Here is an 11,214-nt window from a genome sequence, read left to right on the forward strand (position 1 = left end):
GGCTCAGGCGATCTTCGCCTCCAGCACCCACCCGCCCTGCCCCGGCGCTTCCTCCAGCTGTCCGGCGAGCCAGGGCAAGCCTTCCTGCAGCCGCTGTGCCAACACATAGGGCGGATGCAGCACCACCAGGCCGCTCGCCGTCATGCCGCGGCCGCCCACGGGGGGCGGCGCCACCTGCAGCTCCACCCGCAGATGATCCTCCGGCGCGAGGTTCACCAGACGCCGGCGCAGCTCCTCCGCCTCCACCCGACGCAGGCGCGGGTACCACACGAGCACCGTCGCCTGCGGAAACTTTTCCAGCATCGCCCGCACGGCCGGGATGAGCCGCACGTAGTCGCCGCGCACTTCATAGGGCGGATCGATGAGGATCACGCCGCGGCGCGAGGGCGGCGGCAGCACCTGCAGTGCGCCGGCAAAACCGTCGCTCGACAGGCAGCGCACCTGCGCGTCTCCGGCAAAGAGCCGCTCGAGCGCGGCGAAATCGCGCGGATGGCGCTCGAAACACACCAGCCGATCGCCCCCCTTGCCGCGGGCGCCACTGCGGGCAAACTGCCGTGCGATCGCCGGCGACCCGGGATAGAGCTCCAGGCGCCCAGCGGGATTGAACGCCGCCACGGCCTCCAGATACGCGGAAAACACCGCCGGCGCCTTGGCGCGCGCCGCCCACAGGCGCGCGATCCCTTCACGGAATTCGTGGCTCGCCTGGGCACCACCTACCCCAGCCCCCAGTCGATAGAGGCCGGCACCGGCATGGGTGTCGACGTAGGTCCAGGGCGCAGGCTTTTCGTTGAAGTAGGCCAGCACCTCGGCCAGCACCCAGTGCTTGAGCACGTCGGCATGGTTGCCGGCGTGGAAACCATGACGATAGCTCAGCACTGCCCTTTCCTTTCGCGCTTCATCGAACCGGCAGGCCGGAGGCGTCGAACATGCCTTCGAAAAGCGCCGTGCTCAGGTAGCGTTCGCCCGAATCGGGCAGAATGACGACGATCGTCTTTCCGGCGTATTCCTCGCGTTTGGCAAGGCGCAGCGCCGCCGCCACCGCCGCGCCGCTCGAAATCCCGGCAAGGATTCCCTCCTCACGGGCAAGCCGCCGGGCGGTCTCCATCGCCTCCTCGTCGCCCACCTGCTCGATCAAGTCGATGAGCGACAGATCGAGCACCTCCGGCACGAACCCCGCGCCGATGCCCTGAATCTTGTGCGGCCCGGGCTTCACCGGTAGCCCTTCGCGCGTCTGCGTGAGCACCGGGCTACCCGCAGGTTCCACCGCCACCGACACGACGGGCTTGCCGCGGGTTTTTTTGAGGTAACGGCTCACGCCGGTGATGGTCCCGCCAGTGCCCACGCCAGCGACGAAGACATCCACCTGTCCGTCGGTATCGTGCCAGATCTCCGGCCCCGTGGTCTGCTCGTGGATGGCCGGATTGGCCGGATTGCGGAACTGCTGCAGCATCACGTAGCGCCGAGGGTCGGAAGCGGCGATCGCCTCGGCCCGCTCGATCGCGCCCTTCATCCCCTTGGCCCCTTCGGTGAGCACGAGCTTCGCCCCGAAGACGGCCAAAAGCTTCCGGCGCTCCAGGCTCATCGTCTCGGGCATGGTGAGCGTGAGGGGAATCCCCTTGGCCGCAGCCACGAATGCGAGCGCGATCCCCGTGTTGCCGCTCGTCGGCTCGATGAGCTCCTTGCCCGGACCGAGCAGGCCGCGGCGCTCGGCATCGGCCACCATGGACGCCCCGATGCGGCACTTCACCGAAAAAGCAGGATTGCGCGCCTCGATCTTGGCGAGTACCGTCGCCTTGGCCCCGGCAGTGAGGCGATTCAAGCGCACGAGCGGCGTGCGCCCGATGGAGGCAGGGTTATCGGCAAACCAGTTGGCCATCGTCTCTCTCCTCGATCAAGCGATGGTCGCATGATACCCTGCGCCGCACTGTCGCCCTACAACCCGCCGCTCGAAGCTCATGACGATTCGGACATAAGCCGACTACGCCCGATCGTCTTGACACGGATGGGCCGTCCGCTATAATTCGAGCCTCTCTTCCCCGATAGCTCAGTCGGTAGAGCAACGGACTGTTAATCCGTGGGTCGCAGGTTCGAGCCCTGCTCGGGGAGCCAATACATGCCTGCCTTTCTTTTCCATTCGCCTGCTCGATGAATCGAGCCGGGGTCTTTCGGTGCGACTCTGGTCACTCCACCCCGCGCTGCTCGATGCCAAAGGGCTCGTCGCCCTGTGGCGCGAGGGGCTGCTCGCCCAGGCGGTGCTCGCCGGGGCCACGCGCGGCTACCGCCACCATCCGCAGCTCGTGCGCTTCCGCGCGCATCCGATGCCGCTCACGGCGATCGCCGCCTATCTGCACGCGGTGGCCGACGAAGCCGAAGCGCGCAACTACCGCTTCGATCGCGCGAAACTTCCGCCCCGCGAGAGCGTCGCACCCATCGAAGTCAGCGAGGGACAACTCGCCCACGAATTCGCCCACCTGCTGCGCAAGCTGGAGCAACGCGACCCAGCGCGCGCGGCGCGGCTCTCCGGCACGGCACCGCTGCCGCATCCGCTGATGCGCGTGGTGCCCGGGCCGGTGGCCGAGTGGGAAGTCGGGCGCTGAACCTCTCGCCATGCGCTCGCAAGAAGGCACAGGTGCGTCCGCGCGGTTTCGAGTGGAATACTCGAAACAAGGCAAGGGTCGACCGTGCCCTTGCCGTCTCCGTCGACACCGATTGCCAGGCGCCTCTCGGCCTTACGGAGATGGGATGCGGCTGCCCCACGAAGACACCTGCCCGTATCGCTGGGATACAATGCCCGACATGAAAGTCAAAGAATTCATCTCGCTGCTCGAACGCGACGGCTGGATTCAGGTACGGCAAAAAGGTAGTCACCGCCAGTTTCGCCACCCGACCAAGCCGGGTACGGTTACCGTCGCCGGCAAGCCAAGCGCCGACATCCCTCCCGGGACGCTTGCCAGTGCGCTCAAACAAGCCGGCCTCACCCTAGGAGAATGAGATGCGCTACATGGTCATCATCGAACGCAGCCCCCAGGGATACGGCGCCTACGTTCCCGATCTGCCAGGCTGCATTGCCGTTGCTGACACAGAAGAAGAAGTGCGCCGCCTCATCCAAGAAGCCATCGAATTCCACCTCGAAGGGCTCAAGGAAGAAGGGAAAGAAATTCCCGCTCCTCGCTCCTACGGCGAATTCGTCGAAATCCCGGCCTGAACCTCGCGCAGGCGCTGCTCGCCGCATCCGCTGATGCGCGTGGTGCCCGGGCCGGTGGCCGGGTGGGAAGTCGGGCGCTGAAGCGGGCCCCGGCTCGTGCTATCCTCGCAAGCCCTGTCGTTTTTCGCCCCCCTTGCCGATGATCCCCGAACCCTCCGATTCTCCCTCGCAAAAACTGCTCAAGCTGGAAAAGCGCCTGCTGCGCCAGGTGGGCCAGGCGATCGGCGACTTCGGCATGATCGAGGAAGGCGACACGGTGCTGGTGTGCGTCTCCGGCGGCAAGGATTCGCTCGGGCTGCTCGCGCTGCTGCAAAAGCTCCAGGCGCGCGCACCGGTACGCTTCCGGCTGATCGCGATGAACCTCGACCAGCGCCAGCCGGGTTTTCCCGAGGACGTGCTGCCGCGCCATTTCGCTCAGGTGGGGGTGGAGTACCGCATCGTACGCGAGGACACCTACTCCATCGTCAAGGAGAAGATCCCCGAAGGGAAGACCACCTGCTCGCTGTGCTCGCGCCTGCGCCGCGGCATCATCTACCGCACGGCGCGCGAGCTGGGGGCGAACAAGGTGGCGTTGGGGCACCACCGCGACGACATCCTCGAGACGTTCTTCCTCAACCTCTTCTTCGGCGGGCGTCTGAAGGCGATGCCGCCCAAACTGCGCAACGACGAGGGCGACCTGGTGGTGATCCGGCCGCTCGCCTACTGTGCGGAAGAGGATCTGGCGCGCTACGCTCGCGGCATGAACTTCCCCATCATCCCCTGCTCGCTGTGCGGCTCACAGGAAAACGCCCAGCGCCAGCAGGTGAAAGCCATGCTGCGTGCCTGGGAACGGGAGGATCCGCGCCGCATCGCCTCCATCTTCACCGCGCTCGGCCACGCCGTGCCCTCGCACCTGCTCGACCGCGCGCTCTTCGATTTCGCCTCGCTCGCCGCGGGAGCCGGGGGAGCGGAAGCGGCGCTCGACGAGGCCGTCGGTGCCGCCCCCGTGCATTTCTTTGCTCCCTCGCCGCTCAGAACTTGACGTTGATCGCGGCGTAGACCGATCGCCCCATGCCCGGCACGGCGATGCCCCAGGGTACGGCGTTGATGCTCATCGTCGTGCCCTGGCCGACGTAGGCTCCGCCGGTGGGCAGGTAGTAGAGCTTGTCGAAGAGGTTCTCCACGCCAAGGTCGAGCCGCACGTCTTTCCAATCGTGACTCGCACGCAGGTGCACGAGGCCGTAGCCCGGCGTCTCGATCTCGTTGCGCGCATCCGACACGTCGTCCTTGCGCGCACTCAGTTCCCAGTCCACGGCATTGTTCCAGCCGGCGAGCTGGTGCGTGAGGGTGAGCGTGGCGCGCCAAGGCACGATGTTGTAGAGGTCGTCGTCGGTGTCGCGGTTCTCGCCTTTGGTGTAGCTCAGCACCCCCTCGAAGCCGAAGGCGCCCAGGCCGGTGCGCGCAAGCGGCGCCTTGCCCGAGAGGTCGAACCCGTAGAGGCGCGCCGACTGGTTCTCGTAACGTAAGACGACGAACTGGTTGCGCGTGAGCCTGGCCGCCGGGGCGTTCTTCGCCGCATCCCACTGCAGCGCGTCGATGTAGTCATCGACGTAGGTGAGATAGGGCGTGAAGCGCAGGCCCCATTGGCGGTCGGCGGCGTGCCAGTCGATCGTGGCCGACAGCGTATAGGCTTTCTCCGGTTCGAGGTCGGGGTTGCCGATGTAGCCGTTGCCGTCGCCGACGAAGTTGTTCATCACCGCCGCCATCGTCCAGGTCGACCACGGATAGCGCTCGTAGAGGCTGGGCGAGCGAACCTTGCGCGCAAAGCCGAGCTCGAATTCGCGCATCTCGTCCAGGGTGTAGCGCGTGAGCGCGGTGAAGTCGAGGTTGTCGTCGGTGCGCTTGCGCTCGCGCGCGTTGAAGGCGGCCGCGTCCCTTTTCTGATAGTTCAGCATCGTTCCCATGCCGTTCGTGTCGGCATAGCCCTGCACCGGATCGGCATCGGTGGTGACGTGCTCGTAGCGCACGCCGGCGAGCGCCATCCAGCGGTCGCTCAATTTCGTCTCCCACTCGCCGAAGAGACCGGCGCGGTCGCGCTCGCCGTTCTTGATGTTCCAGAAGGTGCCGGGCCACATGTTGGCGCCAGAAGGCGGCCACCAGTCGTCCAGCGTGTAGTGCTGGTACTCGCCGCCCAGGCGCAGCACGTCGCGCTCGCTCAGGGCGATGTTGGCGGTGAGTTTCGCCCCCGTGGTCCTGCTCTCGGTGTTCATCGGCATGCCGGCGGCGCAGCTCGATCCGATCGGCGAGCAGGGCTTGCCGTTTGGCGCCGTCGGGCCACCCGAGGCCGTTCCGTACCAGTAGCGCTTGTCTTCGCCGAAATCCATGAAGTGATCGACGCTCTGGTGATAGGCCCGGGCATCGAGCGAGCCCCAGTCGAACTGGCCGAGATAGCGCAAGTTGAAGAGGGTGGAATCGTTGTCCAGCATGTCCATGCGCTGGTTGGGATAGAGCTGGTCGGCCACGTTTTGCACGGCGACCGAGGCATCGAGGAGATGCGCGCCGCTCTTGAGCGCGAAGCCGACGAGGTGATTGCTCAGCTCATAGCTGGTGGAGCCGACTTCGTCGCGATCCAGCGTATGGCCAGCGCGTCCGGTGGCGGTGAAATCTTTGAAGTCTCCGCCTGCGGTGTAGTCGTTCGCCTTGGCGTACGCCCCGAGATAGCGCACGCTCAGCTGCTCGCCGGCAAGCGTGGCGGAGCCGTGCACTCCGAAGCCATCGCCATTGCTGCGGTAATAGGTGCCAGCCTCGCCGGTGACGAGCGTGCCCTGACCGGGCGCGGCGAAGCGCGGTTTGGGCGTCTCGACCACGATCGCCCCGCCGATCGCATCGCCCCCCACGCTCACCGGCGTGACCCCGGTCCACACCTGGATGGTCTCGACCTGGCTCGGGTCGAGATAGGAGAAGGCCGGGTTCATGTGATTGGGGCAGGCCGAGAGCAGATCCATGCCGTCGACCTGCAGGCGCAGCCGGTCGTCGGCCAGGCCATGGATGGCCGGAAGGCTGGAAGCGCCGCCCGCGCCGTAGAGCGTCACGCCCGGTACCTTGCGCAAGAGGCTTGCCGTGTCGGCAGTGGCGGCGCGCAGCGGGGCGAGTTCCTGCGGGCCGAGCGTCGTAGCCGGCGGGGCGGCCTGTTCCTTCGTATCCAAGACGATCACCGGCGCGAGCACCGCGCCGCCTGGCGGCACCGCTTCGCTTTGCGCCCAGGCAGCAGGCATACCGGCAAACGCGAGCGCCAGGGCGAGCGACAAGGGGCTGCGCCGCGGCGGAGACGAAGAAACGGGAGAGACGGTCATGGAACGAGACTCCTTTCGGGAGAGACGAAAAGGGGTCGCCGACGCAGGCGACGACGGGCGGCGTCATCGTAACGTTTCGTTTCCTGCGGCTCAATTGAGGATTGTCAATTTTCCCGGGGGCGGTTTTGACTTCGCGCAAACTCCCTGCGCGCACGCATTGTCAACCCGGTTGCGCACGCCTAAGATTGCCTCATCGGCAGATGTGCCGCACAAAGGTCGAGACACGATGACATGCCCGGATTTGCACCGTACATTTGCGCTCATGCTGCTTCCCGCCGCGCTGCTGCTGTCGGCCTGCGAGAAGGTCTCATCGCCGCCCGCCTTTCACGCCACCGAGATCCGCGAAGCCAGCTTCGGCCGCGAGCTGCGCCTGCCCGACACGGAAGGGCGCGTGCGCACGCTCGCCGACTTCCGCGGCGAAGTGGTGGGCGTCTACTTCGGTTTCCTGCAATGCCCCGACGTGTGCCCCACGGCCCTGTCGCGCGCGGTGGAGGTGAAGCGGCTGCTGGGCGAAGAGGGGAAACGCTTTCGCATCGTCTTCGTCACGGTGGACCCCGAGCGGGATACGCCCGAGGTCGTTCGAGCCTATCTCGACGCCTTCGATCCTTCGTTCGTTGGCCTGGTAGGAAGCCCGGAAGAGGTGGCCCGCACGGCCAAGGAATTCCGCGTCTATTACCGCAAGGTACCCACCGGCAGCTCCTACACGATGGATCACACCGCCACCACTTTCGTCTATAATGCCGACGGCAAGCTTCGACTGGCCGTACCCCATACGCTTCCGGCCGAAGCATTCGCCGCCGACGTTCGGCGGCTGCTCGCCGAAGCGCCCGCTGCTCCAGGACGTTGATCGCCCGCTTTTCCCACGCAAGGAGTCGATGATGCCGACCACCCAAACCCGCCGTTCTCTCGGTCTCGCGCTGATGTTCGGCGCCTTCGCGCTGCCCGCCTGGGCGCAGACGGTCAAGGTCGAAGACCCCTGGGTCCAGGCCACGGTAGCGGGGCAGAAAGCCACGGCCGCCTTCATGAAGCTCACCGCCGACGCGCCGGTCAAGCTCACCGGCGGCAAGACGCCGGTCGCTCCCGTGGTGGAGATCCATGAAATGGTGATGGACGGCGACGTCATGAAGATGCGCGCCATCCCCGGCGGTCTGCCGCTCGAAGCCGGCAAGACGATGGAGCTCAAGCCCGGCGGCTACCACGTGATGCTCATTGACCTACCCAAGCCCGTGGAAGTCGGCCAGAAAGTGCCGCTCACCCTCATCTTCACCGACGCGCAGGGCAAGGAATTCGAGGTTGCCGTGGAAGCGCCGGCGCGTCCGCTCAAACGCGATCACGGCCAGAAATCCAGCCATGGCATGTGAAACGCCTCTCACCGAGCGGCGTCTGGGCAAACGCGGCCAGGCGCTGGTCGTGGCAGGAGAGAGCGGCCCGGCCTGGCGGGTCGTGGAGGGGATCGTGCGGCTCGACCTGCCGGTCCCCTTCGGCGAGGAGCCCGGCGAGGAGCATTTCGTCGGCATCGCCTGGGGCGGCGACCTGATCGGGGCGGAAGCGCTGATGTTCGGCCGCTATGGCTACACCGCCACCGCCGTCACGCCGGTGGTGCTCGAAGGCTGGAGCCAAGTGGCCGCCAAGGAACCGGCGGCCCTGCTCTATGCCCGCTTCGAGCACCGCATGGGCGAGGTGCTGCGCCTGCGCGCGGGCAAGGCGCCCGAGCGCATCGCCCGCCTCTTCGAGCTTGCCCAGTCGGTCGGAGCCGAGCCGCTGCGCCTGCGCCTGCGCGACATCGCCGCGATCACGGGGCTGCGCATCGAGACCGTGTCGCGCACGCTCAAGGCGATGGAAGCCGGCGGCCTCAGCTGAGACGCCGGTAGCCTCCGGGCACGCCATCCGGCGAAAATACGAACTGCCACAGCTGGTTGGTACGCGCACGGAACGTGCCGGCGCAGGCAAGCAGGTAGTAGCGCCACATGCGGTAGAAGCGCTCGCCGTAGCGCTCGCGAAAGCGCGGCCAGGCGGCTTCGAAGCGCTCGTACCAGGCCATCAGGGTCTTGTCGTAGTCGGCGCCGAAGTTGTGCAGGTCTTCCATCACGAACCAGTGCTCGCTCGCATCCGCCACTTCGCCGATCGAGGGCAGCTCCCCGTTGGGGAAGATGTATTTCTCGATCCACGGATCGGTGCCCCCACCGCGGCGGTTCTTGCCGATGGTGTGCAGCAGGAAGAGCCCGTCGTCGCGCAGGCTGCGGCGCGCCATGGCAAAATACGCCTTGTAGTTGCGCACCCCCACGTGTTCGAACATCCCCACCGAGGCGATGCGGTCGAACCGCTCCTTGCCATCGACGTTGAAGGTGCGGTAGTCGGCCAGGATGAAACGCACCGGCAGCCCCGTGCAGCGCTTCTGCCCCCAGGCGGCCTGGTCCTTGGAGATCGTCAGCCCCACGCACTCGACGCCGTAGTGCTCGGCGGCGTAGCGCATGAGGCTGCCCCAGCCGCAGCCGATGTCGAGCAGCCGCATCCCCGGTTCCAGCCCCAGCTTGCGGCAGATGAGGTCGAGCTTGGCGACCTGCGCCTCTTCCAGCGTCTTGGCGTTCGCCCAGTAGCCGCAGGAATAGGCCATGTAAGGATCGAGCATCGTTTCGAAGAAGTCGCTGCCCAGGTCGTAGTGCACCTCGCCCACGTGCCAGGCGCGGCGCACGGATTGCAGGTTGATGAGCCGCGCTTTCAGCGCCCGCCACACGAGCGAAGGATTTTTCACCCGCTCGTCGAGCCGCGCGCGCAGCACCCGGGCGAAGAACTCGTCGAGCCGCTCGCACTCCCACCAGCCGTCCATGTAGGCCTCGCCCAAGCCGAGACTGCCCTCGGCAAGCACGCGTTCGAGCACCTTGGGGTGTTTGATCTGGAAATCCCACGGCCGATCGCCGTCCAGTTTCACGTCGGCCTCGTCGAGCCAGGACTGCACCAGGGCCCGCAGCCGGTCGGCGCCGTGCGCCGGTCTCCTCGCCGGCCTCGGCCGTTCTTCGACCAAGCCTTGCTGTTGTAGTGTCGGCATATACCCCTCCAGGATGGAACGGAAGGCGGAGCCCTTCGGCCCCGCCTCGTTTCATCATAGACGATCGAGCGCGCGACGCACACCTTCGGCGTAGGCTGGATCGATCTGGGCAAAGAGGGCGAGCTGGCGCTCGACGATGAAATCCGGCACGCCTTTCATCGAACGCGCGAGGTTGCCATAGAGCCGCTCCTTGTGCGCCTCGTCGAAGAGCGCCCACAGCGCGCGCGGCTGCGAGAAGTCGTCGTTGCCGTCGCGATGGCTGTAGCGGTCGATCATGCCGATGGCCGACAGGGGCGGCTCCTTGACCTCGGGCCGCTCGACCGGACCACCGAAGGAGTTGGGCTCATAGTAGGCGTCCGGGTTTTCGTGGAAGTTGTCGAAGAAGCGCATCGACCCGTCCTTGTGGTAATGGTGCACCGGACAGCGCGGGCGGTTGACCGGCAGCGCCTCGTAGTGCGTCCCCAGGCGGTAGCGGTGGGCGTCGGCGTAGGAGAAGATGCGCGCCTGCAGCATCTTGTCGGGCGAGAACCCGATGCCCGGCACCACGTTCGAGGGCGAGAAGGCCGCCTGCTCGATCTCGGCAAAGTAGTTGTCCGGGTTGCGATCGAGTTCCATCACGCCCACTTCGATGAGCGGGGCGTCGCGATGCGGCCAAACCTTGGTGAGATCGAACGGATTCCAGCCGGTGCGCTCGCTCCAGGCGTCGGCCTCTTTCTCGCTCATCACCTGCACGTACATCGTCCAGCGAGGGTATTCGCCGCGCTCGATCGCGCCGAAGAGCGCCTCCTGGTAGCTCTCCCGCGTCTTGCCGATGATCGCTTCGGCCTCTTCGTCGGTGAGCGTCTCGTGCCCCTGCCGCGTCTTGAAATGGAACTTCACCCAGAAGCGCTCACCGGCCTCGTTCCAGAAGCTGTAGGTGTGGCTGCCATAGCCGTTCATGTGCATGGGCGAGCGCGGGATGCCCCGATCGGAGAAGAGGATGGTGAGCTGGTGCAGGCTCTCGGGCGAGAGCGACCAGAAGTCCCACATCGCCGTGGGCGAGCGCAGGTTGGTGCGCGGATGGCGCTTCTGCGTGTGGATGAAATCGGGGAACTTGTAGGCGTCGCGGATGAAGAAGACCGGCGTGTTGTTGCCCACGAGATCCCAGTTGCCTTCTTCGGTGTAGAACTTGAGCGCGAAGCCGCGCACGTCGCGCTCGGCATCGGCCGCGCCCATCTCGCCGGCCACCGTGGAGAAGCGCGCCAGCATGGGGATTTTCGCCCCGATCTGGGAAAATACCTTGGCACGCGAATACTTTCGGATGTCACCGGTGATGGTGAGCGTGCCGAACGCGCCCCAACCCTTGGCGTGCACCACGCGCTCGGGGATGCGCTCACGGTTCTGGTGCGCGAGCTTTTCGAGCAGGACGTAGTCTTGCAGCAGCGTGGGGCCGCGTGGCCCGACGGTGAGCGAATTCTGGTTGTCGGCCACCGGCGCACCGGCCGTGGTGGTGAGATGATAGGGGCACTTCTGCTCGCTCATGGCGCGTTCTCCTTGCAGGGTCGAATGGCCGAACCACGCGGTCTGACGGTTTGAAAACAGGCACACCACGGGCTGCGGAACTCATGAAGGTGCAGCGCCTTCGCGCCGCG

At 66.3% G+C, this 11,214-nt stretch carries 12 protein-coding genes and 1 tRNA gene; 8 read left to right on the plus strand and 5 right to left on the minus strand.

Going from position 1 to position 11,214, the window contains the following annotated elements; all coding sequences use genetic code 11:
• Positions 1–3: 3 nt before the first annotated feature.
• Both EPD82_RS01690 and cysK read right to left on the minus strand, forming a co-directional pair.
• Positions 4–876: a 23S rRNA (adenine(2030)-N(6))-methyltransferase RlmJ gene (locus EPD82_RS01690; protein WP_141054684.1), complete on the minus strand. Its 873-nt coding sequence runs from the start codon at positions 874–876 to the stop codon at positions 4–6.
• 19 nt (positions 877–895) lie between these two features.
• Complete coding sequence (gene cysK, locus EPD82_RS01695; RefSeq protein ID WP_055422468.1) at positions 896–1,876, minus strand: cysteine synthase A; 981 nt, start codon at positions 1,874–1,876, stop codon at positions 896–898.
• A gap of 157 nt (positions 1,877–2,033) precedes the next feature.
• Between cysK and EPD82_RS01700 the strand changes: the two genes are divergently transcribed.
• The 5 genes from EPD82_RS01700 to ttcA all read left to right on the plus strand — a co-directional run bounded on the left by EPD82_RS01700 (position 2,034) and on the right by ttcA (position 4,226).
• Positions 2,034–2,109: transfer RNA gene (locus EPD82_RS01700), tRNA-Asn, on the plus strand.
• A 59-nt stretch (positions 2,110–2,168) separates the two neighbouring features.
• Positions 2,169–2,597 (plus strand): pyrimidine dimer DNA glycosylase/endonuclease V, encoded by a 429-nt coding sequence (locus EPD82_RS01705; RefSeq protein ID WP_141054687.1) that lies wholly within the window; start codon positions 2,169–2,171, stop codon positions 2,595–2,597.
• 199 nt (positions 2,598–2,796) lie between these two features.
• Entirely contained in the window at positions 2,797–2,991 is a 195-nt protein-coding gene (locus tag EPD82_RS01710) for a type II toxin-antitoxin system HicA family toxin (protein WP_055422719.1), read from the plus strand.
• Position 2,992: 1 nt separating this feature from the next.
• On the plus strand, positions 2,993–3,205 hold the full coding sequence (locus tag EPD82_RS01715) for a type II toxin-antitoxin system HicB family antitoxin (protein ID WP_055422466.1): 213 nt from the start codon (positions 2,993–2,995) through the stop codon (positions 3,203–3,205).
• Between the two features lie 139 nt (positions 3,206–3,344).
• Positions 3,345–4,226 carry a tRNA 2-thiocytidine(32) synthetase TtcA gene (gene ttcA / locus EPD82_RS01720; RefSeq protein WP_082438314.1) on the plus strand — a complete coding sequence of 294 codons (882 nt, stop codon included), beginning with the start codon at positions 3,345–3,347 and terminating at the stop codon, positions 4,224–4,226.
• Here ttcA and EPD82_RS01725 read toward each other — a convergent pair.
• On the minus strand, positions 4,216–6,537 hold the full coding sequence (locus EPD82_RS01725; RefSeq protein WP_141054690.1) for a TonB-dependent receptor plug domain-containing protein: 2,322 nt from the start codon (positions 6,535–6,537) through the stop codon (positions 4,216–4,218). The genes ttcA and EPD82_RS01725 overlap by 11 nt on opposite strands.
• 226 nt (positions 6,538–6,763) lie before the next feature.
• On the opposite strand from EPD82_RS01725, the gene EPD82_RS01730 reads away from it, so the two are divergent.
• From EPD82_RS01730 to EPD82_RS01740, 3 genes are read left to right on the plus strand one after another with little or no spacing between them, the layout of a single operon-like run.
• Positions 6,764–7,384 carry an SCO family protein gene (locus EPD82_RS01730; protein WP_141054695.1) on the plus strand — a complete coding sequence of 207 codons (621 nt, stop codon included), beginning with the start codon at positions 6,764–6,766 and terminating at the stop codon, positions 7,382–7,384.
• Between the two features lie 31 nt (positions 7,385–7,415).
• A complete protein-coding gene (locus EPD82_RS01735; protein WP_055422463.1) occupies positions 7,416–7,898 on the plus strand; it encodes a copper chaperone PCu(A)C in 483 nt (160 codons plus the stop codon).
• Entirely contained in the window at positions 7,888–8,397 is a 510-nt protein-coding gene (locus EPD82_RS01740; RefSeq protein WP_141054698.1) for a Crp/Fnr family transcriptional regulator, read from the plus strand. Before EPD82_RS01735 ends, EPD82_RS01740 begins: the two co-directional genes overlap by 11 nt.
• Here EPD82_RS01740 and cfa read toward each other — a convergent pair.
• Together cfa and EPD82_RS01750 are read right to left on the minus strand one after the other, a co-directional pair.
• On the minus strand, positions 8,390–9,583 hold the full coding sequence (cfa, locus tag EPD82_RS01745; RefSeq protein ID WP_141054701.1) for a cyclopropane fatty acyl phospholipid synthase: 1,194 nt from the start codon (positions 9,581–9,583) through the stop codon (positions 8,390–8,392). The two genes, EPD82_RS01740 and cfa, sit on opposite strands and share 8 nt — an antisense overlap.
• Positions 9,584–9,637: 54 nt before the next feature.
• Positions 9,638–11,104, minus strand: coding sequence for a catalase (locus tag EPD82_RS01750; RefSeq protein WP_055422461.1), 1,467 nt, complete (start codon positions 11,102–11,104; stop codon positions 9,638–9,640).
• Positions 11,105–11,214 lie beyond the last annotated feature (110 nt).

Origin of the sequence: Tepidiphilus succinatimandens, from assembly GCF_006503695.1 — a bacterium.
GTDB lineage: Bacteria > Pseudomonadota > Gammaproteobacteria > Burkholderiales > Rhodocyclaceae > Tepidiphilus > Tepidiphilus succinatimandens.

Bases quoted from the DNA above. Each gene is read 5' to 3' on its own strand.
- cysK (WP_055422468.1), bottom strand. From the start codon at position 1,876: ATGGCCAACTGGTTTGCCGATAACCCTGCCTCCATCGGGCGCACGCCG.
- EPD82_RS01710 (WP_055422719.1), top strand. From the start codon at position 2,797: ATGAAAGTCAAAGAATTCATCTCGCTGCTCGAACGCGACGGCTGGATT.
- EPD82_RS01715 (WP_055422466.1), top strand. From the start codon at position 2,993: ATGCGCTACATGGTCATCATCGAACGCAGCCCCCAGGGATACGGCGCC.
- ttcA (WP_082438314.1), top strand. From the start codon at position 3,345: ATGATCCCCGAACCCTCCGATTCTCCCTCGCAAAAACTGCTCAAGCTG.
- EPD82_RS01725 (WP_141054690.1), bottom strand. From the start codon at position 6,537: ATGACCGTCTCTCCCGTTTCTTCGTCTCCGCCGCGGCGCAGCCCCTTG.
- EPD82_RS01730 (WP_141054695.1), top strand. From the start codon at position 6,764: ATGACATGCCCGGATTTGCACCGTACATTTGCGCTCATGCTGCTTCCC.
- EPD82_RS01735 (WP_055422463.1), top strand. From the start codon at position 7,416: ATGCCGACCACCCAAACCCGCCGTTCTCTCGGTCTCGCGCTGATGTTC.
- EPD82_RS01740 (WP_141054698.1), top strand. From the start codon at position 7,888: ATGGCATGTGAAACGCCTCTCACCGAGCGGCGTCTGGGCAAACGCGGC.
- cfa (WP_141054701.1), bottom strand. From the start codon at position 9,583: ATGCCGACACTACAACAGCAAGGCTTGGTCGAAGAACGGCCGAGGCCG.
- EPD82_RS01750 (WP_055422461.1), bottom strand. From the start codon at position 11,104: ATGAGCGAGCAGAAGTGCCCCTATCATCTCACCACCACGGCCGGTGCG.